Origin of the sequence: Rhodococcus sp. MSC1_016 (assembly GCF_023667485.2) — a bacterium.
Taxonomy (GTDB): domain Bacteria; phylum Actinomycetota; class Actinomycetes; order Mycobacteriales; family Mycobacteriaceae; genus Rhodococcus_F; species Rhodococcus_F oxybenzonivorans.
Map to the genome: position 1 here is coordinate 4203507 of NZ_JAMOZI020000001.1, position 23889 is coordinate 4227395.

Sequence of the window (23889 nt, forward strand, 5' to 3'; positions counted from 1 at the left end):
CCTGTGCGGTTTTGGTGGGGTGTCAGTTCGGTGTTGCGGGCAGTCGGGGGTCAGGGTTGGTGCGCGATCCAGTCGTCGAAGAACTGCGGCATCTCGGATGCGCGTCCTCGGAAATCCGGCTTTCGTTTCTCGACGAAGGCGGTGACGCCTTCCTTGCCGTCGCCGATGCTGGTCCAGAACATGGCGAGTGAGTCGATTCGGTGGGCCTCGTCAGGGTGCGTCAAGCGTTGCGTCGTACCATTTGCCGGCTCAGGGCATGGGCGATGCTGATGCGAGCTCGACGGACGCGGGCCCTGGGCGCCCTCCCGGTCGGATGGCGACGGCCCTCGTCCTTACTTGCCTAGCGGCGACGCTCTCGTGGTTCGGGCGCAAACGAAGCGGAAGCGGTCGAGCGCGATCCGGTCACCATCGGCGTCTACGGCATGACCGCGTTGTGCACGCCGCGTTCGTGTGCGACGAGCACGGCTCCAGAGTGGACTGCACACCACTCAGCGTGGACGAGTGTTTGTTCGCAGGTGACGCCGACGCGGGTATACGTTCGCAAACTTAAGCGTCTCCTCGTGAGCGCAGTGGGATTCAGGAATGATTTGCCACAAACGCTCGATGAAGCTGGGCCTTGTCAGGCCGAAGTGAACGAGGATCTCTTCGTCGCTAGGGCCCCCGTATGGAGCCCACCTACTGGCGAACTCGATGAGGAACTCCGCGTCGGTGTCGCGATGCTTGCGCGTACGGTCGACCTCGACCCATGCGGCATGTCGCCTCTGAAGCCGTCTGCGATGCTCGTGTGAATTCATGGATTGAAACCATCTACTCGGGCCGCGGGAGGCCATTCAATTTATTTGGTCGCGCCCCCCGCAAGGTGTGAAGGCGAGGGCCCCACCCATTTCGAGCCGACGCACACGGCCGGCGCCGACGATCGGCTGGTCAAGACACCGCGGCGGACTGGCTCGGTCACGACGCCAGTCCGCCGCGGTGTTTCGGCGTCGCGAAGCTCGCGGTGTCAACCACCGCTCGATCGTGTCGCCGATGCCGCCTGCTCGAAGTCAGGACGGGTCGGCCACGTGAATCATTCGCTTGCCGACATTGTTCCCGTTGAGAAGCCCGATGAGGCCTTCCGGAGCCTTCTCGAGTCCCTCGAGGGTGTCCTCGCGGACCTTCAGTGAACCGTCGTCAAGCCACCCCTCCAGCACCTTCAGCCCCTCGTCCCACCGATCGGCGAAGTCTGTCATCACCAGGAATCCGCGCATCGTGATGCTCTTGATGATCAGCACGCCGGGGACACCACGCGCACCGCGCACGGGAGTGGTGGTGTCGTACTGCGAGACGACGCCGCAGCAGACGACGCGACCACGGTACGCCATGGACCCGAGAACGGTGTCGAGCGTCGTGCCACCGACGTTGTCGAAGAAGACGTCGATGCCGTCGGGACACGCTTCGCGCAGTGATTTCCGGAACGATTCGTCACGGTAGCTCACCGCCGCGTCGAATCCGAGTTCCGACGTGAGCCACTCCTGCTTCTCAGGGCTCCCGCAGATGCCGACCACACGACACCCCTGCAGCTTCGCGATCTGCCCGACGAGGGTGCCTGTTGCGCCGGCCGCCCCGGAGACCACGACGGTCTCCCCCGGCTTGGCCTCGCCGATGTCGAGCAGGCCGAAGTAGGCGGTCAGGCCGGTGATTCCCAAGACGCTGAGGTAGTTGGACAGTGGCCGGTTCGGAACGATCCGACGCAGGCCGCTCGGCTCGGCGACGACGTAGTCCTGCCATGCAAGATCACCGGCGACGATATCGCCGACCGCGAAATCATCGCAGCGACTCTCCACAACCTGGGCGAGCGAAAACCCGGGCATGGCATCGCCGACCTGGATCGCAGCACGATAGGTGGCCGCCTGGAACCACGCGCGTTGCGCCGCGTCCATGGAGATCCACAGCACCCGACACAACACCTGCCCGTCGCCTGCCTCAGGCCGGTCCGCGGTCTCGAACGAGAAGTGGGAAGTCTCCAAATGTTCGCTGGGCATGCCCGCGACGCGCCACGTCCGGTTCAACACACTCATGAGACGACGACCCCCGAGATACGCGGAAGGAAGGTTCGCAGTCCCTCGTAGTGCATGACCTTGAGCGTGTCGAGGTGCTCGACGACCTCGGTGATCTTGCCGTCACGCCCACGCGCGAAGAGCACGTACTCGTTCACGTATTCCTCATCGGTCGCCGAGACGGTCGAACGGCAGGTGAAGCGGGCCACGCTGTATTCGCCGTCACCGAACTCGTGATGAATGTCGACCTTGGTGCCCGCGGACTTGCTGTAGGGCCCCAACGAAATCTTGTTGAACCGCAGGACGGCGTCCTTGCCCTCGTGGGTACCGCCGATCCGACCCAGGGTGACAGGCAGTGTCCAGCTGATGTCGTCGGCATACAGTTCCTGCATCGCCTCGACATTGCCCAGCGCGCGCGCCAGGTCTCCTGCAAGGGTATTCATGTGGTGCTCTCCTTCAGACGAGGCTGGATTCGCGGGCCGACCCAGTGCTCGTCACGAGGTTGCACCGGGGCACCCCGCAATTCGGTCGGCGATTCAAACGATAGAGAGCGTTCGCTTTCACGTCAATTATGCGACATCGGCCTGCATCGCGCTCAGCAAGACGCATCCTTGACGTGATAGTACTCACTCTCTATCGTATGAGAGCGGCGGAGGCATGGGGAGCGAAAATGGCGACTTCCCCATGACGCCGGTCGGTTCCAACGTGTCTCGCACACCCTTCTCGCACTGCACCTCTCGGTGCATCGAATGCTCGGGTGGCTCCGCCGGGTGGGCTGATCAGCTCTTTGACGCGAACAACGCACGTGCCCGGCCGGGCTCGGCACGAATGAAAGGACGCCATGCTCTCGACACGGTTCACCGAGGAATTCGGGATCGAGCACCCCATCGTGTGCGGTGGAATGACCGCCGTCGGCACCGCCGACCTGATCGCGCCGGTGGCCAACGCCGGAGCCCTCGGCTTCCTCACCGCACTCACCCAACCGACTCCCGAAGCCCTGGCCAAGGAGATCGCACGCTGCCGAACCATGACCGACCGCCCGTTCGGCGTCAACCTCACGATCCTTCCGACGCTCACCCCCGTGCCCTACGACGAGTACCGCGAAGCGATCATCGACAGCGGCATCACCATCGTCGAGACGGCCGGCGCCAACCCCGCCGAGCATGTCGCCGCGTTCAAGAAAGCGGGCATCAAAGTCATCCACAAGGCGGTGGCCGTGCGGCACGCCCTCAAAGCGGAAGCGCTCGGCGTCGACGCAATCAGCATCGACGGCTTCGAGTGCGCCGGCCACCCGGGCAACGACGACATCCCCGGCCTCGTCCTCATCCCCGCAGCCGCCCGCAAGGTTCGGATCCCCCTGATCGCCAGCGGCGGCTTCGCCACCGGCAGCGGCCTGGTCGCCGCCCTCGCCCTGGGCGCATCCGCAGTCAACATGGGCACCCGCTTCGTCGCCTCCACCGAAGCCCCCGTCCACCAAAACGTGAAAGACCAGATCGTCGCCAACGACGAACGCGCGACCCAACTGGTATTCCGCGAGTTCAACAACACCGCCCGGGTGGCCCGCAACACGATCTCGGAGGAAATCGCCCGCCGCTCCGCACAGCCCGGCGCCACCTTCGCCGACGTGGCCGACCTCGCCTCCGGAGCACGTGGACGCGACCGCGTCCTCACCCACGGCGACATGCACGACGGCATGTGGTGGGCCGGCCAGGCCCAGGGCCTGATCGACTCCGTGCAGAGCTGCCAGGACATCGTCGACGGCATCATCGACGAGGCCGACCGCATCATCACCGGCCTCGGCCACTCCTTTCCGGCAGCCGCCCGTACCGCATCCCAGGCGGTCTGAGCATGGACTTCCAGACAATCCGGCACGACGTCACCGACGGCATCCTGACGATCACCCTGAACCGACCCGAACACCTCAACGCCTTCACCGTCACGATGGCCGAGGAACTCGAGCACTCCTTCCGCACCGTCAACGATGACGACTCCGTCCGCGCCGTCATCGTCACCGGCGCCGGTCGGGCGTTCTGCGCCGGCATGGACCTCAGTCGCGAGGGCAACGTGTTCGGCCTCGACGAGCAACGCACACCGGGCCTGAGTGACATGGCCGACCTCGACGACCCGGCCATCGCAAAGGTCCGCGACACCGGCGGCCGCTGCACACTCGCCATCCACGACTGCCGCAAACCCGTCATCGCCGCCCTCAACGGCCCAGCTGTGGGCATCGGCGCCACGATGACACTGGCGATGGACCGCCGACTGATGTCCACCTCCGCCCGCATCGGACTCGTCTTCGGCCGCATCGGCATCGTGCCCGAGGCCTGCTCGACCTGGTACCTACCCCGACTCGTCGGCCCCTCCGCAGCGCTCGACCTGGTCCTGCGCGCCGACATCCTCGACGCCCAAGCCGCGCTGGGAGTCGGACTCGTCGACGAAATCCACCCCGGCGAGGACCTGCTCACCCAGGCCGTCGCGGTCGCCGACGCCTGGACCCGGGACCGCTCCCCCGTCGCCGTGGCGCTGAGCCGGCAAATGGTACGACGCAACGCCACCCTGACCCACCCCGACCAGGCCCACCGGATCGACTCGCTCGCCATGTTCTGGACCAGCATCGGCGACGGCAAGGAAGGTGTCACCGCCTTCCTCGAGAAACGCAAACCCGACTTCCACGGGCGCGCCTCCGAGATGCCGCAGTTCTACAACGACTGGATCGCGGACCAGACCTCTGCTTCAGCGCCTGTGCACCCGAAGTGATGCGGTCGCGACCGCTCGAGGGTGAGATTCGCTCCGCGTCACTGTGATACACACCGAATTCGCGTGGCGCACGTGTCGGGGCCGTTGTCGTGCGGGGCCGGACCGCCCCGGGCGGTCCGGCTAATGGATGGGGCAGTCGCTCCATGCTCTTGCCCTGTCCGCTGATAGAGACTACTCTCTCTTACCAACGCCCACGGCATTCGAGATCGCGCTGACATGCGATCTCATCGTGGCAAGCCCGACGGCGGGATTCGGGCTGTCGAGACGGTGGTCGGTCTGACTCCGTCCATGGGCGGTTCGTCGAGCCCGGCGGGCGTGGCCCGCCCGCGAATTATTTATGTCCGCCGACCTGCGCAACGCCGTGCGCAGCTTACTTACCGACGGTCCGGCGCATGACTGTCAACCACGCCTGAAAGGTACTTCCATATGCGGCGCAGTTTGTTCGATTCCGATCACGATGCGTTCCGGGATTCGGTACGGGAGTTCGTCAACCGTCATCTGGTGCCCAACGAGGAGAAGTTCATCGAGCAGCGCTACATCGATCGCGAGATCTGGCTCGAGGCCGGCGCCAACGGCTACCTGGGTTTGGAGGTCCCCGAACAGTACGGCGGCAGCGCCGCTGGCGACTACCGGTTCAATGCCGTACTCGGCGAAGAGCTAGCCCGCTCCAGCGCCGCGGCCGCATCGTCGTTTGGTATCCAATTCGACGTCGTCGCACCATATCTGGTTACCCTGACCACCGAAGAACAACGACAACGCTGGCTACCGAAATTCTGCACCGGCGAACTCATCACCGCCATCGCCATGACTGAACCATCGGCCGGCTCGGACCTGGCCGCGTTGAAGACCACCGCCGTCAAAGACGGCGCAACCTGGGTTATCAACGGCTCTAAGACTTTCATCACCAACGGCACCCAAGCTGATCTGATCATCGTGGCTACCCGCACCACACGGGAAAAGGGCTCCAAGGGCATCACCTTGTTTGCCGTGGACGCCGACACTCCCGGCTTCACCCGCGGCCGCAAACTCGACAAGGTCGGCCAACCCGAATCCGACACCGCCGAATTGTTCTTCGAAGACGTCCGCGTCGACGACACGGCCATTATCGGCGAACTCGACCGCGGATTCATCCACATGATGAACCTGCTCCCCCAGGAACGCATCAGCGGCGCAGTCGCCTACCTCGCCCACACTCGCCGCATCCTCGAAGAAACCGTTACCTACGCCCAGGAACGCAAGGCGTTCGGTAAGACCATCGGCTCCATGCAATGGAATAAATTTCTGCTCGCCGAACTGGTTACCAAACTCGACGTCGCCCAGGCTCACGTCGACGCCTGCGTGGCCGCCCACATCGCCGGCGAATTAACCGCCGTCGACGCCGCCAAGGCCAAGTGGTGGAGCTCCACCGTCCAAAACGAGATCCTCGACCACTGCGTACAAATCCACGGCGGCTACGGCTACATGAACGAATATCGCGTCGCGCGTGCTTGGAAAGACGCCCGCGTCACCAAGATCTGGGCGGGCTCCAACGAAATCATGCGCGAAGTCATCGGCCGCGATCTCGGCCTCTAAAAGGAAGCACGACCGTAAGTGTCCGGATTATCCCGGCCACGTTCAACACTCGGTGGTGTTCCCGGAGCAATACCGCGCCCACCGAGTGGCGGGTCTGATGGTTGGTTTTTGTCGGGCCGCTTTCACGTCTCGTCCGCAACTCGCCGAAGACGGGCCGCCGTCAACACTCGCAGCGAGTGCAGCAAGGTCGACGGCGGCGTCGTAATCCCGATCATCACGGAAGCCGCACGGCCTGAAGTACCGAACGTCAGCGTCAAAGTCAGGGCGCTGAGTCAGATTTCGGACTGCTGCCCGACGACTACCGCGACTTCCTCGAGCACCTCGAGACGCAGGTCCAGCGGGCTCGGGTTCCGGGCCACGCGGGGGGTCAACACCGAGTTGTTGCTGCTGTACTGGGACATCGGGCGTCCGATCCTCGACCGCCAGCATGCCGAGGGGTGGGGCAGCAAGGTCATCGACCCCCTCGCCGCTGATCTGCGGTCGGCGTTTCCCGAAATGTGCGGATTTCCCGGAGTAACCTGCATTACCTGCGGAAGATCGCCTCGGCGTGGCCGCGAAGCGCATTCGTCCAGCAGGATCGGGGCGGCGCCGTCCAACTTCGCCCACCACCTGCCCACCGGTAACTCCGACCTGGCGCAGAATCTGGTCCGTGACCCCTATGTCTTCGACTTCTGGATCTGAGGGATCGGGTCGCCGAACACGAGCTCGAGGCGGCGCTGATGGCCCGGTTGGAGCGGTTCCTGCTCGAGCTCGGGCACGGCTCGCGTTCGTCGGCCGCCAGTATCACTTCGAGGTCGACGGTGAAGATTTTTACATCGACCTATTGTCTTCGACTGGATCCAGGCCCGTTTCGTGGTGGTCGAACTGAAGGGTCGGCCGGGTTCGAACCCGAGTACGTCGGCAAACTCGGCTGCTATGTGTCCTGGATTGACGAGAACCTGTCCGATCGCACCCAGCACGCACCCACCATCGGGATCCTGCTGTGTGCCGGCCGCAATGACAACGTCGTCCGTACTCCCTTGCCGGGACCACCGCACCGGTGGCCGTCGCCGACTACACCTACGCCACCTCCCCGCCCCCATTAGGGAACTCGTCCCCACCGAGGACGAACGAATAAACCTTCGACGCACTGCCCGCGGCGAGCCGAGTGACGAGGCGATGCCCGATGCCACGGTTCAAACCGGTGACAAGTGCTACGGATCCAGCAATTTCATGCGTTCCTCGCTGTCGCGGGGTCGATCATGTAGGAGTCCGGTCGACATTTGGGGAAGATCTGCATCGACATCTGATCTGCACTTCCCGGAAATTTGAGAACCTTGCTGCGAGCGTCGACCAGGAAACGTGTCAAGGGACAAGATGGCGTCCCTGTAGACGGCCATGTTGTCCTGTACGCGGACAGCTGATCTCGCCACGGATTCCCACTCATCGAGGGCTATGGACGCCCCGAAGGGACCTCTGTCTCCACCCGCAACCCCGTCCACGGCCACCGCCGCGCCGGCAGCGTAGGACTCCCCCTCAACGGCCAGGAAATTCGCATCGTCGACGACAACGGCACTGACCTGGCCACGGGTCAGGACGGTGAGGAAGACGGCCTACGCGGTCGCGCTCACCGTACAGCCGGCGCGGTTGCCTCCGGGGTATTCGGCCAGCGTCGTCAGAGCACTCGCGCACCCGACTTCGACGGTTGTGGTGGCGAGGTCGTCGCCTGAGCTCGGCCGCGGATGACGACGGCGGCGGGCTTGCCGTGTGTGGCTGCTTGTCGCGCGAAACCCTGGCCGGACACCACCACAGGAAGATCCCGCCAAACGAGCGTGTCCCGGGAACACCACCGAGGGATGATCGTGCCGGGGTAACCGCGGACGCTCATGCCGAGTGCGCTGAACAACACTCGGCATGAACGGCAGCGGCGCTCATTGCAGCTTGGGCCTAACGGTAGTATCGGAACAGCGGTTCGGCGACGCAGACGGGTTTGTCGGTGGCGCTGCATTCCACGGTCACTGCGGACACGATCTGGACCCCGCCGCTGATGTCCTCGGCCGAAATTATCTCGGCCTCGAGCCGGACCTTCGATCCCGCGGGGACGGGGGCCGGGAACCGAACCTTGTTCAGGCCGTAGTTCACCGCCAGGGACGTGCCCTGAACTTCAAGAACCTGCGCGAACATGACGCTGAGCAACGACAGGGTGAGGTAACCGTGGGCGATGGTACGGCGAAACGGACTTTTCTTGCGGGCCCGTTCCGGGTCGATATGGATCCATTGGTGATCGTCGGTGGCGTCCGCGAAAGTGGCGATTCGACCTTGAGTGATCTCGAACCAGTCACTGGGGTCCAGTGTGGTGCCGACGAGGCTCTCAACAGTTGATGGGACATATGATACTCCCTGATTCTTTCTGCTCCTCTCGATTCATGCGCATTGGCGAGGCCGCGGCGTATCTGAACATGTCAGTCGTGGGCGTCCGTAAGGCCGCGTCGGAAGGCCGGTTGCCCTCCCGGCGTACAGGTTCCGGCCAGCGCGTGTTTGATCGCACTGACCTCGATGCCTACCTCGGCCGTCCTCCCGCCCCGGACAAGGCTCCGACCGACCGGGTGGAAGCGTGGTACTGCCGAGTGTCCGGCTCGACGGGGCAGGAGTCCTCGCTCGCCAATCAGGAGTCGATGTTGCGCGAGAGCGCCTCCGGGGCCGTGTACCGGGTGTACAAGGATCGCGGTTCTGGTGTGAGGGAAACGCGGGCCGGTTCGGATCGGATGCTCGACGACGCCGCCCAAGGCCACTTCACGGTGGTGTGGCGGGATCGGTTGGCCCGGTTCGGAGTCGCCTGGATCGAAAGGTATTTGTCGGTGGTCGGGGTTACGGTCGAGGTCCTGCGGGAGCATGGCGACACATCGGTGGTGGAGGAGTTGATGGATGACTTCATGGCGGTGCTCGCGTCGTTTTCGGGCCGGTTCTACCGGCTGCGGTCGAAGCAGAATCAACGCCGACTTCTCGGGCGATGCGGCAGCGAGGTTGGAGGAGGGATAGCCGATGACTGTTGCCGGATTCACTGTGCCGCGCCAGTTCTCGTTCACCACCCGCCCGTACGCGGCGGTCGACGACGCTACCGGCACCTCGCTCGGGCTCGATACCATCGATGTTCGTGTCCGGTGGCTGCTCGACCTGATCGGCGCCGCGCAATCGGAGTTGGTGTCACGGTTGTGGCAACCGGCCACCTTCGATGCCCTTACCGCCGGACGTGATGGTCAAGGCCGGAAGCTCCCGGTGCACGGGCATGTCGCTGCAGCGCGTCTGGGGTGGCACCCGACCTACCCCACCGGGGTGTACGTGCCGTCGCGGGTAACCCGGGTGGTCACCTCCCAGGCGATCGGCACGCTACGCACCTTGGCGTACCGGGACAACGCCATCAGTTCGCTGTCGGCCAGGTTCGACCCGGCCACGGGCCGGCTGACGCCGCCGACTGCGGCCGGCGACTATGTGCCGGCCGGCTTCGCGCGCGGCGTGGCGCGGCAACTCACTGCGCGCGCCCGCCGCAACGACGGCGCGGCCACCGAACGCCTACGCATCACCGATGTGCAGGAACCACCGCAGACATCGATGCTGGCCATGCTCTCCGCCGCCGATCGACAACTCTCGCAGATCACCGTCGCAGACGGTGTCATGGTGTTGACGGTCAAACTTCCCACGCATGAGGCCCCGGCCGGGCGGGCGCAGTGGCGGCGGGTCCGCCTGATCGCCGTGATCCCACCACACCTGCACACCCGAGCAATCACGGACTGGCATCTGCCCACTCTCGTCCTCGACCACCGTGGCCTGCTGCTGCGCTGCGCCGCCACCGAATCTGTTCGGGCGCCCGATCTGACGTCGGGTTCGACGGCGGTGGGGGTGGATTGGTCGCCGGCCACGCTTGGTGCCGCCGCGATCGTCACCGAACGCCAGGACGGGTTGGTCTCGGACTACCGGGGCTTCACCTACGACGACCGCGGCCTGGGGATCAGGCTGGCCCGCCTGCAAGCAGAAGGTCAACACCTGCACCGTAAAGCCGCACGACTGATGCGGCTCGCCGCGACCGCACCACCCGAGGTGCGCGCCGAACTGGATGAGAAGATCGCGGTCCTCGACGCCCACCGCACCGCGGTCGGTGTCAAACGGGGCAAGATCAACCGGGAACTCGCCTTCCACTTGGGCCGGGAAGTGACCGACTACGCCGCCGCGGCCGGTGCGGCAGTCATCGCGATCGAAGACCTCACCACCCTCGAAACCCGGGGTCATGGCCGGGTGAACAACAACCGGGCCGCGCAGTCCGCCCGCCGCAAAGCCGTCGACGCTCTCGCACACACCGCCGCAGGGGTCGGCGTGACGGTGGTGTCCGTCCCGGCCCGCGGCACGTCGGCGCTGTGCCCGGGCTGCAACGACACCCTCTCCCGCCCGGGCGGCTACCACCGGGCATGGTGCGCACGGTGCAAGGTCGGCGGCAATCGCGACCACGTAGCCGCTGTGAACCTCGCCAAACGTGCACTACTCGGGCGCAGCACAGCAATCCACAGGCGCGGACGGAACCCGCAGATCCGGAACACCGAACATGCACCGGTCCGGCAGTGCCGCGACAAGACCAGCCCCACCCCGAGCAGGCCACGGCATCGCCGGGTCCGCCGCAGTGTTCCCACCGCGACACCCCAGGCGGGGGTGAATCAAAGAAGAATCGTTCCTGCACCTCGAGCGTCGGTGTGGGACACGGTCAAACCCGCCACACCGCACGGTGTTACGGGTAGCCGTGAAGTACTTACATCTCCGGCATCGGCCACGTCAGTGGCAGATAGTATGAGATTTAAGTAGACGCTCTTCAACCCGTCGACGGTGGTGGTGGTGCGCATGGTTGTTACGTTCGACGCGATGGGCTTGTGGGTACGGTGCGATCAGGTGATGGTCATACCGCCATCGACTGCAAGTGTTTGTCCGGTGACGTACCCGGCGGCGTCGGAGGCGAGCCAGACAAGGGTGGCGGCGAGTTCGGCGGCATCGCCGGTGCGCCCGAGCACCATCCGTGACGCGAGGCTGTCAAGGTAGCCGTCGTGATATTGGTCGGTCATCTCGGAGGCGAAGAAGCCCGGGGCGAGCGCGTTGACGCGAATTCCCTTGCGGCTGCCCCATTGTTGGGCGAGATCTCGGGTCAGACCGATGATTGCGGCTTTGCTGGCGCTGTAGGCGGCCTGGGGCAGACCGGCGGTGGTGAGCCCGAGGACGCTGGAAATGTTGACGATGGAACTGCCGGGTTGCATGACCTTCCCGCACGCCTGGGCGGTCCAGTAGGAGCCGCCCAGGTTGATGTCGATCACCGAGCGGAACTGGTCCGGGGTTTCGCGGGTGGCGGGGTGGGCTGTGGCGACGCCGGCGTTGTTGACGAGAACGTCGACGCGGCCGAACTCGGTCATTGCCGCGTCGACCAGAGCGGCGCACTGATCCGGATCAGCGATGTCGGTAGCCACCGGCAGTGCCCGTCGGCCGGTGGCACGGACAAGTGCGGCTGTGTCGTCTAGTTTGTCGACGCGACGCGCCGCGAGGACGATGTCCGCGCCGGCCTCGGCGAGGGCCTGAGCGAAGGCCACACCGAGGCCGGACGAGGCGCCGGTGACGATGGCGACGCGGCCGTCGAGGCGGAATTTCTCGAGCACACTCATGTGTGATGCCTCCTGGGTCAGAACCAGCTGGGGTTCATGTCGAGAGTGGTCCGGTCTCCGCTGGCCAACAGATCGAGTTGCGGGCCGACCTTGGGTAGCTCGTGGGTGTAGAAGTAGCGGGCGGCCATGCGCTTTCCGTCATAGAAGTCACCACTCTTACCCTCGGTGGCGATGAGCTGTTCGAGCCACATCCACGCGATGACCGTGTGTCCGAACGCTTCCAAATAGACCGACGAGTTCGCCAGCGCGGCCGCCGCGTCACCGGCCGCCCACAAGGCGGCGGTGATGTCGACGACGCGGTTCCAGACGGTGTCGAGGGCGTCGGCGTAACCGGTGGCGTCGCCACCGAGAGACCGAGCCCGCGCGACGGTGGCGGCGATCTTCGATCCGAGTAACCGCAGCCCTGCACCGTCTTGCATGATCACCTTGCGGCCCAGCAGATCCAGCCCCTGGATCCCATGCGTGCCCTCGTGGATCGGATTCAATCGGTTGTCGCGGTAGTACTGTTCGACGTCGTAGTCGCGGGTGTAGCCGTAACCGCCGTGCACCTGGATCGCGAGGCTGTTCGCCTCGAGGCACCACTGCGATGGCCAACTCTTCGCGATCGGAGTCAGCACGTCGAGAAGCAACGTCGCCTGGTCGCCGGTGGCCGCATCGTCGGCCGTGTCGTGTTCGTCCACCAACCGCGAGCAGTAGAGGCCGAGCGCGAGCGCGCCCTCGACGTAGGACTTTTGGGCCAGCAGCATGCGGCGGACATCGGCGTGTTCGATGATCGGCACCGGCGGCGAGGAGGGATCCTTGGCTCCGAGAGGGCGGCCCTGGGTACGCACCGTCGCGTAGTCGAGCGACTTGCGGTATCCCACGTAGCCGAGGGCGATCGCGACGAACCCGACACCGATCCGGGCTTCGTTCATCATGTGGAACATGTAGGACAGGCCGCGGTGTTCCTCGCCGACCAGGAAACCGACAGCACCCGATTTCCCACCGGGGGTGTGGGTGCCGTCGCCGAAAGCGAGCAGGGTGTTGGTGGTGCCGCGGTTGCCCATCTTGTGGTTGAGGCCCACCAAGGTGACGTCGTTGCGTTCGCCGGCGGCACCGTCGGCGCCGGGAAGGTATTTCGGGACGATGAACAGCGAGATGCCCTTGACACCCGGGCCGCCACCCGGTGTCTTCGCCAGCACCAGGTGCACAATGTTCTCGGTGAGTTCGTGGTCGCCTCCGGAAATCCACATCTTCGTTCCGGTGACCCGGTAGCTGCCGTCTTCCTGCGGTACCGCGCGGGTGGTGATGTCCGCCAACGAGGATCCGGCCTGCGGCTCGGACAGGCACATGGTGCCGAACCAGCGGCCCTCGAGCATCGGACGGACGTAGTCGTCGATCTGCTGCTCGGTGCCGTACTCGGCGAGCAAATTCGCGTTGGCGATCGTCAGGAACGGATAGCCCGAGGTGCTGACGTTAGCCGCTTGAAACCAGGCCATCGCCGCCCGCGCCACCGTGGTGGGCAGTTGCATCCCGCCGACGCTCTCGTCGAATGACCCGGCGATCAAACCGGCCGCCGCGTAAGCGTCGAGCGCCGTCTTGACCTCCGGAATCATCTCGACGGTGCCGTCCGGGCGCATGGTCGGCTCGTTCGCGTCGGCCTTCTTGTTATGGGTGGCGAAATGCTTGTGCGCGAGGTCCGCACTGAGGTCGAGCACCGCGTCGAAGGTGTCCTTCGAATGTTCGGCGAAGCGTTTACGAGAGGTCAACGCGACGACGTCGAGCCACTCGTAGAGCAGGAAATCGAGATCGCGGCGAGAAAGTACATCAGTCATGAGAATCAGTTCCGTTCAAAGGTGAGCTCGCTCAGATGGAGATGCCGCCGTCGACCGGGAGGACGACGCCGGTGACGTAGCCGGCTTCCTCCGACGCGAGGAAGCAGATGGCGTCGGCCATCTCGGCGGGGTCGGCGAACCGCGAGATCGGACCGGTGACCTCGGCGATCTTCTCCTTCGGAATGGAGGCGGTCATCCGGGTCGCAGCGTTCGGGGAGATCGCATTCACGGTGACCCCGAAAGCGGCAAGCTCTTTCGCGGCGGTCTTGGTGAACCCGATGATCCCGGCCTTCGCGGTGGCGTAGTTGGCCTGCCCGCGGTTGCCGTGCAGCCCGGTGTAGGAGGTGATGTTGATGACCCGCCCGAATTCCTGGCTCCGGAAATGCGGAACACAGGCGCGGGTGAACCGAAACGTGCCGCCCGCATGGACATTCAGGACCTGGTCCCAGTCCTCGTCGGTCAGCTTCCACAGCACCTTGTCGCGCAGGATCCCGGCATTGTTGATCAGAATGTCCACCCGCCCGGTCTCGGCGATCACGGTAGAGACAACGTTCTCGACGTCACCGGTGTCGCTGACGTCGGCCGGGATGCCGATGGCGCCGACCTCGCGGGCGGCCTTGTCGAGTTCGTCCTTGTCGAAGTCCACCATGAACACTGTCGCCTTTGCCTCGGCGAAGTGGCGGGCCAGTGCCTGGCCGATGCCGCGGGCGGCGCCGGTGACGATGACCGATTTGCCGGTGAAGTCGTACGTGATGTTGCCCATCGTGTTTCCTGTCTTTCTACTCAGCTGAGGCGTTCGAGGACCATGGCCATGCCCATACCGCCGCCGACGCACATGGTTTCGACGCCGAACTGCTTGTCGCTGGACTGCAGGTTGTTCAGCAGGGTCGCGGTGATCCGGGCACCGGTCATGCCGAACGGGTGACCGAGAGCGATCGCACCGCCGGAGACGTTCAGCTTGTCCTCGTCGATGCCGAGTTTCCGCGCCGACCCGAGCACCTGCACCGCGAACGCCTCGTTGATCTCGAACAGGTCGATATCGGAGATACCCATCCCGGCGATGGCCAGGGCCCGCTTGGTGGCCTCGATCGGGCCCAACCCCATGATCTCCGGCGAAAGACCGGACACCCCGGTGGACACGATCCGCGCCAGCGGGGTCAACCCCAGCTCCTTGGCCTTGATGTCGGACATGATCACCAGGGCGGCGGCGCCGTCGTTGAGCGGGCACGCGTTACCGGCGGTCACGGTGCCGTCCGGCCGGAACACCGGCCTGAGCTGGCTGACCGCCTCGTAGGTGGTGCCGGCGCGGGGGCCGTCGTCCTTCGACACCACGGTGCCGTCGGGCAGCGTCACCGGGGTGATCTCCCGCTCGAAGAAACCACTGTTGATGGCGGCCTCGGCCCGGTTCTGCGAGCGCACCGCCCACCGGTCCTGCTCCTCGCGGGTGATGCCGGTGATCTGGGCGACGTTCTCGGCGGTCTGGCCCATCGCGATGTAGGTGTCCGGGACCAGGCCCTCCTCGCGGGGGTCGACCCACTGCTGCCCGCCCTGGGCGAGCTTCTCGGTGCGGGCCTGGGCGTCGGCGTAGAGCGGGTTCTGGGTGTCGGGCAGCGAGTCGGAGCTGCCCGCGGTGAACCGGGACACCGTCTCGACACCGGCGGAAATGAACACATCACCCTCACCGGCCTTGATCGCGTGCAACGCCATGCGGGTGGTCTGCAAAGAGGAGGAACAGTAGCGGGTGATGGTGGTGCCCGGGATGAAGTCGTAGCCCAACTGCACGGCGACGTTGCGGCCCATGTTGAAGCCCTGCTCACCACCGGGCAGCCCGCAACCCAGGATCAGGTCGTTGATGTCGGTGGGATCGAGGGCGGGCACCTTGTCCAGTGCCGCCTGCACCATCTGCGCGGCCAGGTCGTCCGGGCGCATGCTCTTGAGCGATCCCTTCATGGCGCGACCGATCGGCGAACGGGCGATGGAAACGATGACAGCCTCGGGCATGAGGAACTCCTGGATACGGGTCGTCTGGCGACGGTGATGAGGAAGCTATTTGGCCAAAAATATGCAACCGCATATTTACTATGCGTCTGCATATACTGACGGTGCCGGAGGAGACCTGTCAACCCCCGCCAACCGAGAGGCAACAGTGTGACGGACGCACCACTGACCGGAGCGGTCAGCGAATTGGGTACCTCGAAAGCCGCTGCGCGGATACGCGCCGCGGCGATCGAGGTGTTCGCCGCCAAGGGGTACGGCGCCGCCACTACCCGGGAGATCGCCGCCAGCCTCGACATGAGCCCAGGAGCCGTATACCCGCACTACAAGACCAAGGAATCCCTTCTCTACGCCATCAGCCTCGAGGGCCACCATGCGGTACTGGCGGCCATCACCGCCGCTGATCGCCCCGACGTCGCGGCGCCCGACCGGCTCACGTCCACCGTGACGGCCTACGTGATCTGGCACGCCGACAACCGCGCCAGCGCCCGGGTTGGGCAGTACGAACTACGCTCGCTCTCGCCTGTGCACTTCGCAATCATTGCCGACATCCGCCGGTCCACCACGAAAGTGTTCAAGCGGATCATCGAAGCCGGCGCAACGGCAGGCGACTTCCACCCCTTCGACATCGAGGCCGCCGCGCTGGCAATCACGTCCCTCGGCATCGACGTCAGCAGGTGGTTCCCCTCCCACACCTACTCCGACCCACGCATTATCGCGGCGCGCTACGTCGAACTTGCCCTTCGAATGGTCGGCTGCGCCGACCGGCAACCCGTCGACGAGCCTTCTTGACACATGTTGCCGGACTGCAGGATTCGAGAACGGCTGTCACCGAAGTTGGCGACAGCTGCGCCCGGAGAGCAGCCCGCGGTGGCGTCCGCGAACGTGCTGGCGCCGCGGATCGTTGACATGAAAGGGATCGCTCTCTATCGTTGGCCTCACTCTCGATCCGCGCAAGCGGTTCAACGGCACGTTCATCCTCAACCCGTCCACCCCGAACGCGGTCACAGGTACGAGCGAGCTGTCACTAATCGAGGACGGCACCACTGACATGATCTCCTTCGGCGGACTGTTCCTGGCTAACCCCGGCCCCCCGCCTCGCCACCGGTGGATCGTTCAACACCCTGGACCACGCCACCTTCTTCGGCGGCGACGAGCGCGGCTACACCGACTATCCCCGTCTCTCCGACTGAGCATCCAGCTCCGGACGTATCAGGGACACCCGGTCAATACGCGCGGACCGGCGCCGCAGGCATCCCTATCGCGTTGGTCGGGCCGCGCGATCCGCCCCTCAGCCGCGTCACAGCTAGGACATACCTGCCGACCACACAGACGACGTGAACGCCGAATTAGTCGCAGTGGTCCGGGCCCATCAGGCAGAAGAGGTGATACTCGAAGGTGCACGTGTGCGGATACCCCGACGGGGCGCAAAGAGCGCGCGTGCGCCGAAGACCCTACGGTGTACCGGCCCTGAAGAACACGATCCCAGTTCCATCCTTGTCACTGATGCGGTGTCGAGCGCGTGGCCGGCGAAAGGGTGCAGCGGACCGCCACAGATCGACCTGCACTGCACGACTCGCTACCGATGCTGATCGGCCGCGAATGCGCCGGCCCGGCGTCATCGGCATCGGCAACGGCATCCAACGGCGCCGCACGAGAACCGGCATCCACCACACGTCCGCATCGATCTATCCGGAGCCGGTCAGAATTTCGCGGATGGTTCACCCGACGACGATTACCAACGCCCTAAGGACGTCCGTGAACGAAGACACTGCTCGCAGGCCACCGGTGACACGCCGGGGCATCCGCACCCGCCAAGCCCTTGTCGACGCTGCGCGGGTCATCTTCGAGCGCGACGGCTATCTCGCCGCTCGGCTGACCGACATCACCGCCGAAGCCGGCTGCTCCACGGGGACCTTCTACACGTACTTCAACGACAAGGAGGAAATCTTCGCCGCTGTCATGGAAGCGACGAAGAACGAGATGCTCCACCCCGGGATGGAGCACGTCGATGGGGTCGATGACCCGGCCGCGATCATCGAGGCGAGCAATCGAGCCTATTTCGAAAGTTACCGCCGCAACGCGAAGCTCATGCAGCTGCTCGAGCAGGTGGCGAACATCGATCCCAATGTCCGGGAGTTGCGGCAGGCTCGCAGCCGGGTCTTCATCGAACGCAACGCTTCTGGGATCAAGGATCTCCAGGCGCGAGGTCTTGCCGATCCCGACCTCGATTCCGTGATGGCCTCGCGCGCGCTCTCCGGTATGACGAGCAGGATTGCGTTCTCCACCTTCGTGCTCGACGAAAGGGTCGACTTCGAGGAACTCGTCTACACCGCGACGCGGTTGTGGTGCAATGGGTTGCGCATTGAGCACCACCCCTCCATGCGGGAAGCCACCGACAAGAGCTGACAGCCGGCACACTCACCGCGCGCAATACGCCGTTGACCCGGCGCAGTTCGGCACCAGCCCATCGCAGGCTTATTCCAGCAAGAGTCGGGCGACTTCGCTGCTTACCTGCAAGTTTCTGTGCACATATCAGGTGACTGCGACGCTTGCGTCGGGATACTCCTTTCGCGCCGCGGCAGGAACCAGGCGATGGCGAGTGCTCCCAACGCCGCGAGTCCAGCCGCCGCGAAAGCAAGCCGCAAACCAGTTGCGGTGGTGTACTCGTGGCCGCCCACCGCCACCACATTCTGCGCGAGGAGCACGGCGGCGACAGCACTGGCGGTGGAGGTACCGATCGACCGCATCAAGGTGTTCAAGCCGTTGGCGGCACCAGTCTCATGCTCTGGAACCGAGTGGATGATGAGTGTCGGCAGCGCCGCATACGCGAAACCGATCCCGACACCTATGAAGCAGCCGACGAGCACGATGTGCCACACCTGCGTCATCAACACCAGTGCCACACCATAACCGGCCGCGATCGTTGCAGCGCCGATGATCAGACTGGTGCGGGGCCCGCGGGCCTCGGAGACCCGTGCGGCGAGCGGCGAGACGGCCATCATGATCAGACCGGTCGGGACCATGCACAAGCTCGCCACCACCATCGACTGCCCCAGCCCGACCCCGGTGACGGCGGGCATCTCGAGTAATTGCGGCAGCACCACCGACGACGCGAACAGGCCGAAACCGACAGCGATCGACGCGAGATTCGTCAGCAGCACCGGACGACGGATGCTGACGCGTAGATCGACGAGCGGACTACGTGAGCGCCATTGGTATCGCCCCCAGACCACCAGCACGAGTGGTCCTCCCAGGGCGCAGACGAGGGTCGGCGCGGCGGCCCAGCCCCAATCACTGCCCTTGGAGACCGCCAGCAGCAGTCCCGTGAGCCCGACGGCCAACCCGAGTGCCCCCGCAACGTCGAAGCGCATGTCCCGATGCCGTGGACCCGCCGGCACGATCACCCACAGCGCACCCGCACCGAGGACGCTGAGCGCCCCCGACATCCAGAACAACATGTGCCAGTTGTAATGCTGAGCAGCGAACGCCGACAGCGGCATTCCCACGGCCGCACCCACTCCCAGTGTGGAGCTCATCAACGCAACGGACCGGCCCAGCCGCTCGGGCGGGATGGTATCGCGCAGCATGCCGATTCCCAGCGGGATCATGCCCAGGCCGGCACCCTGGAAGGCTCGACCCACGATCATCGGTATAAGGGTGGTAGTCACTGCCGCCAGGAGCGAGCCGACCAGGATCGCGCTGAGCAGGACGAGCGCCACCCGTTTCTTACCGAAGATGTCGCCGAGGCGTCCCGAGATCGGAGTGAAGACGGCGCCCGCCAGGAGCGTGGTGGTAACGATCCACGACGCATTGGAAGGGCTCGTCGAGAGCAACCGCGGAAGTTCGGGTACGAGCGGGATCATGAGCGTCTGCATGAACGAGCAGATCACGCCGCATCCGGCGAGCGTCGCGGTGATGAGAGCAGGGCTACGGGCACTACCGGTGACAGGCGGAGCTAGTACGTTCGCGGACATCAATCACGACCATTTCACATCAACTAGTTAGCACATGCATCTGTCTTTCCGCTCATCAAGACCTAGTCGCACTGAGAGGCGAAGGCCAGGATGTCGAAACGTATCGCTGTCGTGCGTCCCTCGAGGTGGCACGCCACCTCGAGGGACCGCCTCAGGGCGCTGCGGTTCACACAGAGGCTCGTGGACGCCGGCATCGCCCCGTCCACCGGCAACGTCGGAGACAGCTTCGACAACTCGCTCGCGGAAAATCTGTGGTCAGCACCGCGATCGAATCAATCTACTGACCCGCAACTACATTCCCGACCAGAGCGAGGCGGAGTCGGCGTTGTTCCGGCATATCGACACCCGAGATACGTCAGACCGGAATTTCGCAGTTCGTGCGCGTACCGCCCTTTAGTTCGTCGGCGACGGCCGGGGCAGTCCCACGCTCGTCAGTGCCTTTGCGGTTCTCCTCGTTCGACGGTCGAAGACAGATGCGTCCTTCGCCCCACGCACGAACGGTGTAGAAGTCATAAGTCGACCGAAGATGCAGGCACGGACTGCATGACTTGGGAGTTCTTGATCGTCGATGCTGCTCTCCTGATCGAGAGCAGAGCAACGAAACCGAAGAAGCAGGAAGCAGTGATAAAGAATCCAGGGGATACAGCGCTGCCGGTTTCTCGGATCAGCCATGTGGATACGTAGGCCGCCGTTCCGCCGGTCACGAGATTCGCGAAGTTATTGGCCAGAGCGACACCGGTTACTCGTGTGCGCGAGTCGAATAGAGATGGCAAGACAGCCGATGCGGCTACGACCACTATCGCCATTGCCAGTCCAAACACCAGGAAGGAACCGACCGCAACAGTTCGACTTCCCGTCGCTGTCAGGTGGAGAACCGGGAAGACCAACACGATGCACGCGATAATCCCACCTGTATAGGCCTTGAGCGCCCCGACACGGTCGGTGATCAACCCGTACACTGGCATCAGGATAGTAATGCAGGCGATGATGCCTGCTGAGATCCATGCAACTTCGCTGGTCCCCAGATCATTTTCCCTCGCGAGATGTATACCGAGGTAGGTGAAAACCATATACAGGCAGGCGCTGGCGGGGATCGAAAGACCAAGAGATTGAAGGACTCTCACGGTCTGTGTCTTGAGTAATGTCAGAAGTGGAGAGTTCTCCACCGCGCCATCCTGAATAGACTTTTCGTGCTCGGAACTATCGTCGATTTTGCTTCTAGCCCATAGACAGATCGCAAGAAGGGGAACGCCCAACAGGAACGGGATGCGCCAACCCCACGACGCCATCTGCGACGCGGACAGCAGGCTCGACACCGAACCAACGCAGATTGCAGCTAGCGCAAAACCCCCAGTTACACCCAGGAAGACGAAGGATGCCGCCAACCCTTTCCGTTTCGGTCCTGTTATCTCGTAGGCATACGTCATGGCGCCGCCGAATTCGCCGCCGGCCGAGAATCCCTGAGCGAGGCGGGCAAGCACGAGCAGAATGGGCGCGACAATGCCTGCGGTCTCATACGTCGGAAGAAAGGCCATCAAGAGACTTGATGCTCCCATAAGCAGCACGGACAGCAGCAGCACCGTCTTCCGCCCGCTGCGGTCGCCTATTCGACCGAAGAAGATGCCGCCTAGAGGACGCATGAGGTAAGCCGACGCAAAAACGGCCAGGCTGGCCAACAATGCAGCAGTCGGATCGCTTCCGGGGAAAAACAACGGAGCCACTACCACTGCAAGATAGGCGTACACGGTGAAGTCGTAGTACTCGACGATTGTTCCCGTGGACGCGGCGGCCAGGCCGCGAATTTTTCGTCTTCTCGCTACTTCGTCCGTTTTAGGTATGTTGTGCCGGTTCGTCATTGGTCTCTCTCACTCTGCGGTGGCGTCTAGACATGTGTGCATAGCTGTGATCGCCCTGAATGTCCGATATGCGGATTGATCCGCCCTGGATCAAGTGGAGACTTCGTTCAGGCCATCTCGAGTATCGAGGCGGCGGTGGGCGCGCTGTTCAAGATAGCGCGTGTCGTAGTCGTTCGGTGGAAATTGATCGATTGACGAATGGAGTCGGTCCGTGTTGAACAGCGGACCGACTCCATTCGGCGGTCTCCCACTCAACTTCGGTGGCTACCATCCGAGTAATGCCTCAAACCTGTCGAGGTGAACGAGAAACCTGTTCTCCTGCAGGTGAACAGTGCTTTTTCGAGAACACCGCTGACCAACGGCGTGGTCTTGGTAGTCATCACTTGCCAGCCCAGAACCCGAGTCAGATTCCGGCTCGGGTTGCTATGTCGCACGCCTTTTCCACGAGCGCGTCGATACGCTCCACCGTCGGCGTTCCTGCTGCTGCTTTGTTCTGCGGTTCATCTCGCGCCCGACGCATGACACCCTCGGCGATGACCGCGACCTTCCACATTCCGAGCGCATGCCAGAACCCGAGGTCTTTCGGATCGCGCCCGGTCTCGTCGAAATACACCTGGGCGATCTCGGCTCGGTCGGGAAAGCCGTCGAGCGTCGAAGCCGGGAAATCACCACCGAACGTCTCGCCGGGCTCGGGCCAGTAGGCGAGCAGACTGCCGAGATCGGCGAGCGGATCGCCCAGGGTGCACAATTCCCAGTCGAGTGCCGCGGTGACGTCGCCGGTGTCAGTGGACGTGATGACGTTGCGGAGATGAAAGTCCCCGTGCACCAATGTCAGCTCGTGTTGTTCGGGCACAGACTCGACGAGCCGACGCGTCAGATCGTCGAGGGCGGGCAACTCGCGGGTCTTCGATTGCTCCCACTGCCCCGCCCACCGTTTGAGTTGACGCTGCGCATACGGCTTGTGGCTGGCCAGATCGATCAGCCCGGTCTGCTCGAGGTCGACCGCATGAATCTTCGCGAGCGTGCGGGGTAGGGACAGGCCGATCGCCCGCCGTCGCTCGGGTGTCAGCGCCTGCGCCTCCGACATCCGGTCGACCACCTGCCCCTCGACGAACTCCATCAGCAGCAGCGGCACGTCGGTGACCGCCGGGTCTTCGGTGAAGCCGAACACCCGCGGGGTCGGCACCGCGGTGTCCTGCAGTGCGGAGAGTATTCGGGCCTCACGGGCCACGTCGTGTGCCGACGCGAGAAGGTGCCCCAGCGGTGGGCGCCGCAGCACCCACCGCCCACCGACGCTGTCGCGAACGAGGTAGGTGAGGTTCGACTGACCGAGACCGATCCGGTCGAAAGTCAGTGTGCCCGTGTAATCGACGCCCGTGGTGTGCAACCATCGGGCCACGGCGGCGGTGTCGATTCCGACGATACCCACGCTAGACACCGAGCTGGACCTCCTGCCGGAACGGGAGAACGTCACCGAGCACCTGCCCGCCGTCGATGACCAGAGTTTCGCCGGTGATCCAGCTGGCTGCGTCGGAGACGAGGAACGCGACAGCCGAGCCGATGTCCTCGGGTTCACCGATCCGCCCGAGGGCCGTTGAGGCGGACACCGCCGACTCATGTTCCTTCCACAGTGCCTCGGCGAGCTTGGTCCGCACCACGCCGGGGGCGACGGCGTTGACCCGCACCTTCGGGGAAAGTTCCAGTGCCAGTTGTTTCGTGAGGTGAATGAGCGCCGCCTTCGACGCGTTGTACACGCCGATATTCGCCTCGGCCGCCATCCCACCGATGGAGGCGGTGTTGACGACGGCGCCGCCGTGCTCACCCATCCACGCCTTTGTGGCGAGCCCCGTCCACAGCACCGGCGCCCACACGTTTATATCGAAGGTCTTGGTAAAGCGCTCGTGGTCCTGGTCGATGATCGGACCGTACGCACGGTTCGTTCCCGCGTTGTTGACGAGGATGTCCACACTGCCGAACCGCTCGAGGGTCAGATCGATGCACCGCCGGGCCGCGTCCTCGTCGACGGCATGGGCGGCAACGCCGATCGCGGTGCCCCCGACGTGTGCTGCGGCGGCGTCCGCCGAGTCCTGCGACCGAGAGGTGAGCACCACGTTCGCGCCGGCGGCGGCGATGGCCTGGGCGGCCGCGAGGCCGATGCCCCGCGAGGCGCCGGCAACAATGGCGGTGCGTCCGGTGAGGTCGAGTCCGGTCAT

The 23889-nt window shown here is 64.4% G+C and carries 20 protein-coding genes and 3 pseudogenes; 9 read left to right on the plus strand and 14 right to left on the minus strand.

The annotated features are described in order from the left end of the window. Positions 1-50: 50 nt before the first annotated feature. The 3 genes and pseudogenes from L1080_RS19445 to L1080_RS19455 form a co-directional block, all read right to left on the minus strand. Positions 51-265 (minus strand): annotated as a pseudogene (locus tag L1080_RS19445) (enoyl-CoA hydratase); the annotation flags it as partial. Positions 266-1043: 778 nt separating this feature from the next. Further along, positions 1044-2057, minus strand: a complete 1014-nt coding sequence (locus tag L1080_RS19450; protein ID WP_159919725.1) for an NADP-dependent oxidoreductase — start codon at positions 2055-2057, stop codon at positions 1044-1046. After that, positions 2054-2479, minus strand: coding sequence for a nuclear transport factor 2 family protein (locus L1080_RS19455; RefSeq protein ID WP_250777739.1), 426 nt, complete (start codon positions 2477-2479; stop codon positions 2054-2056). Before L1080_RS19455 ends, L1080_RS19450 begins: the two co-directional genes overlap by 4 nt. Before the next feature lie 398 nt (positions 2480-2877). Between L1080_RS19455 and L1080_RS19460 the strand changes: the two genes are divergently transcribed. The 3 genes from L1080_RS19460 (at position 2878) to L1080_RS19470 (ending at position 6365) form a co-directional block, all read left to right on the plus strand. Continuing rightward, positions 2878-3882, plus strand: coding sequence for an NAD(P)H-dependent flavin oxidoreductase (locus L1080_RS19460; RefSeq protein ID WP_159919721.1), 1005 nt, complete (start codon positions 2878-2880; stop codon positions 3880-3882). Positions 3883-3884: 2 nt separating this feature from the next. Then, positions 3885-4793, plus strand: coding sequence for a crotonase/enoyl-CoA hydratase family protein (locus tag L1080_RS19465; RefSeq protein ID WP_159919719.1), 909 nt, complete (start codon positions 3885-3887; stop codon positions 4791-4793). A 426-nt stretch (positions 4794-5219) separates the two neighbouring features. Then, on the plus strand, positions 5220-6365 hold the full coding sequence (locus tag L1080_RS19470) for an acyl-CoA dehydrogenase family protein (protein WP_250777736.1): 1146 nt from the start codon (positions 5220-5222) through the stop codon (positions 6363-6365). A 272-nt stretch (positions 6366-6637) separates the two neighbouring features. On the opposite strand, the gene L1080_RS19475 is transcribed toward L1080_RS19470, so the two are convergent. Next, the gene (locus L1080_RS19475; protein ID WP_268962543.1) at positions 6638-6766 is read right to left on the minus strand and encodes a hypothetical protein; all 129 of its coding nucleotides are present in this window, start codon (positions 6764-6766) and stop codon (positions 6638-6640) included. Between L1080_RS19475 and L1080_RS19480 the strand changes: the two genes are divergently transcribed. Then, the gene (locus tag L1080_RS19480) at positions 6747-7046 is read left to right on the plus strand and encodes a DUF1016 N-terminal domain-containing protein (protein ID WP_250777731.1); all 300 of its coding nucleotides are present in this window, start codon (positions 6747-6749) and stop codon (positions 7044-7046) included. The genes L1080_RS19475 and L1080_RS19480 overlap by 20 nt on opposite strands. Positions 7047-7789: 743 nt before the next feature. Beyond that, a complete protein-coding gene (locus tag L1080_RS19485; protein ID WP_236603479.1) occupies positions 7790-8074 on the plus strand; it encodes a hypothetical protein in 285 nt (94 codons plus the stop codon). Positions 8075-8291: 217 nt separating this feature from the next. Here the strand turns inward: L1080_RS19485 and L1080_RS19490 are convergent, their stop codons facing one another. Beyond that, positions 8292-8768, minus strand: coding sequence for a MaoC family dehydratase (locus tag L1080_RS19490; RefSeq protein ID WP_308202222.1), 477 nt, complete (start codon positions 8766-8768; stop codon positions 8292-8294). A 2-nt stretch (positions 8769-8770) separates the two neighbouring features. Between L1080_RS19490 and L1080_RS19495 the strand changes: the two are divergent. Both L1080_RS19495 and L1080_RS19500 read left to right on the plus strand, forming a co-directional pair. Next, positions 8771-9277: pseudogene (locus L1080_RS19495) on the plus strand (IS607 family transposase); the annotation flags it as partial. 109 nt (positions 9278-9386) lie between these two features. Further along, a complete protein-coding gene (locus L1080_RS19500; protein WP_250777727.1) occupies positions 9387-11192 on the plus strand; it encodes a zinc ribbon domain-containing protein in 1806 nt (601 codons plus the stop codon). Between the two features lie 80 nt (positions 11193-11272). Here L1080_RS19500 and L1080_RS19505 read toward each other — a convergent pair whose 3' ends face one another. Genes L1080_RS19505 through L1080_RS19520 form a run of 4 tightly spaced genes read right to left on the minus strand, consistent with a single transcriptional unit; the run spans position 11273 to position 15849 of the window. Further along, on the minus strand, positions 11273-12034 hold the full coding sequence (locus tag L1080_RS19505) for an SDR family NAD(P)-dependent oxidoreductase (RefSeq protein ID WP_250777724.1): 762 nt from the start codon (positions 12032-12034) through the stop codon (positions 11273-11275). A 17-nt stretch (positions 12035-12051) separates the two neighbouring features. Further along, positions 12052-13848 carry an acyl-CoA dehydrogenase gene (locus L1080_RS19510; protein ID WP_250777721.1) on the minus strand — a complete coding sequence of 599 codons (1797 nt, stop codon included), beginning with the start codon at positions 13846-13848 and terminating at the stop codon, positions 12052-12054. Between the two features lie 31 nt (positions 13849-13879). Further along, the gene (locus tag L1080_RS19515) at positions 13880-14611 is read right to left on the minus strand and encodes an SDR family NAD(P)-dependent oxidoreductase (protein ID WP_250777718.1); all 732 of its coding nucleotides are present in this window, start codon (positions 14609-14611) and stop codon (positions 13880-13882) included. A gap of 20 nt (positions 14612-14631) precedes the next feature. Beyond that, complete coding sequence (locus L1080_RS19520) at positions 14632-15849, minus strand: acetyl-CoA C-acetyltransferase (RefSeq protein ID WP_250777715.1); 1218 nt, start codon at positions 15847-15849, stop codon at positions 14632-14634. A gap of 147 nt (positions 15850-15996) precedes the next feature. Here L1080_RS19520 and L1080_RS19525 point away from each other — a divergent pair, with 147 nt between their 5' ends. Both L1080_RS19525 and L1080_RS19530 read left to right on the plus strand, forming a co-directional pair. Further along, positions 15997-16635, plus strand: coding sequence for a TetR/AcrR family transcriptional regulator (locus L1080_RS19525; protein WP_159919709.1), 639 nt, complete (start codon positions 15997-15999; stop codon positions 16633-16635). 966 nt (positions 16636-17601) lie between these two features. After that, positions 17602-18252, plus strand: a complete 651-nt coding sequence (locus tag L1080_RS19530) for a TetR/AcrR family transcriptional regulator (RefSeq protein ID WP_250777713.1) — start codon at positions 17602-17604, stop codon at positions 18250-18252. Between the two features lie 101 nt (positions 18253-18353). Here the strand turns inward: L1080_RS19530 and L1080_RS19535 are convergent, their stop codons facing one another. The 5 genes and pseudogenes from L1080_RS19535 to L1080_RS19555 all read right to left on the minus strand — a co-directional run bounded on the left by L1080_RS19535 (position 18354) and on the right by L1080_RS19555 (position 23889). Continuing rightward, the gene (locus L1080_RS19535; RefSeq protein WP_159919705.1) at positions 18354-19820 is read right to left on the minus strand and encodes an MFS transporter; all 1467 of its coding nucleotides are present in this window, start codon (positions 19818-19820) and stop codon (positions 18354-18356) included. 509 nt (positions 19821-20329) lie between these two features. Further along, positions 20330-21676, minus strand: a complete 1347-nt coding sequence (locus L1080_RS19540; protein WP_159919703.1) for an MFS transporter — start codon at positions 21674-21676, stop codon at positions 20330-20332. Between the two features lie 90 nt (positions 21677-21766). Continuing rightward, a pseudogene (locus L1080_RS19545) lies at positions 21767-22077 on the minus strand (hypothetical protein); the annotation flags it as partial. Positions 22078-22079: 2 nt separating this feature from the next. Continuing rightward, a complete protein-coding gene (locus L1080_RS19550; RefSeq protein ID WP_159919701.1) occupies positions 22080-23114 on the minus strand; it encodes a phosphotransferase family protein in 1035 nt (344 codons plus the stop codon). After that, entirely contained in the window at positions 23107-23889 is a 783-nt protein-coding gene (locus tag L1080_RS19555; protein WP_250777710.1) for an SDR family oxidoreductase, read from the minus strand. Before L1080_RS19555 ends, L1080_RS19550 begins: the two co-directional genes overlap by 8 nt.

Bases quoted from the DNA above. Each gene is read 5' to 3' on its own strand.
- L1080_RS19555 (WP_250777710.1), bottom strand. From the start codon at position 23,889: ATGACCGGACTCGACCTCACCGGACGCACCGCCATTGTTGCCGGCGCC.
- L1080_RS19455 (WP_250777739.1), bottom strand. From the start codon at position 2,479: ATGAATACCCTTGCAGGAGACCTGGCGCGCGCGCTGGGCAATGTCGAG.
- L1080_RS19510 (WP_250777721.1), bottom strand. From the start codon at position 13,848: ATGACTGATGTACTTTCTCGCCGCGATCTCGATTTCCTGCTCTACGAG.
- L1080_RS19540 (WP_159919703.1), bottom strand. From the start codon at position 21,676: ATGACGAACCGGCACAACATACCTAAAACGGACGAAGTAGCGAGAAGA.
- L1080_RS19535 (WP_159919705.1), bottom strand. From the start codon at position 19,820: ATGTCCGCGAACGTACTAGCTCCGCCTGTCACCGGTAGTGCCCGTAGC.
- L1080_RS19465 (WP_159919719.1), top strand. From the start codon at position 3,885: ATGGACTTCCAGACAATCCGGCACGACGTCACCGACGGCATCCTGACG.
- L1080_RS19470 (WP_250777736.1), top strand. From the start codon at position 5,220: ATGCGGCGCAGTTTGTTCGATTCCGATCACGATGCGTTCCGGGATTCG.
- L1080_RS19460 (WP_159919721.1), top strand. From the start codon at position 2,878: ATGCTCTCGACACGGTTCACCGAGGAATTCGGGATCGAGCACCCCATC.
- L1080_RS19515 (WP_250777718.1), bottom strand. From the start codon at position 14,611: ATGGGCAACATCACGTACGACTTCACCGGCAAATCGGTCATCGTCACC.
- L1080_RS19505 (WP_250777724.1), bottom strand. From the start codon at position 12,034: ATGAGTGTGCTCGAGAAATTCCGCCTCGACGGCCGCGTCGCCATCGTC.
- L1080_RS19500 (WP_250777727.1), top strand. From the start codon at position 9,387: ATGACTGTTGCCGGATTCACTGTGCCGCGCCAGTTCTCGTTCACCACC.
- L1080_RS19520 (WP_250777715.1), bottom strand. From the start codon at position 15,849: ATGCCCGAGGCTGTCATCGTTTCCATCGCCCGTTCGCCGATCGGTCGC.
- L1080_RS19450 (WP_159919725.1), bottom strand. From the start codon at position 2,057: ATGAGTGTGTTGAACCGGACGTGGCGCGTCGCGGGCATGCCCAGCGAA.
- L1080_RS19475 (WP_268962543.1), bottom strand. From the start codon at position 6,766: ATGTCCCAGTACAGCAGCAACAACTCGGTGTTGACCCCCCGCGTGGCC.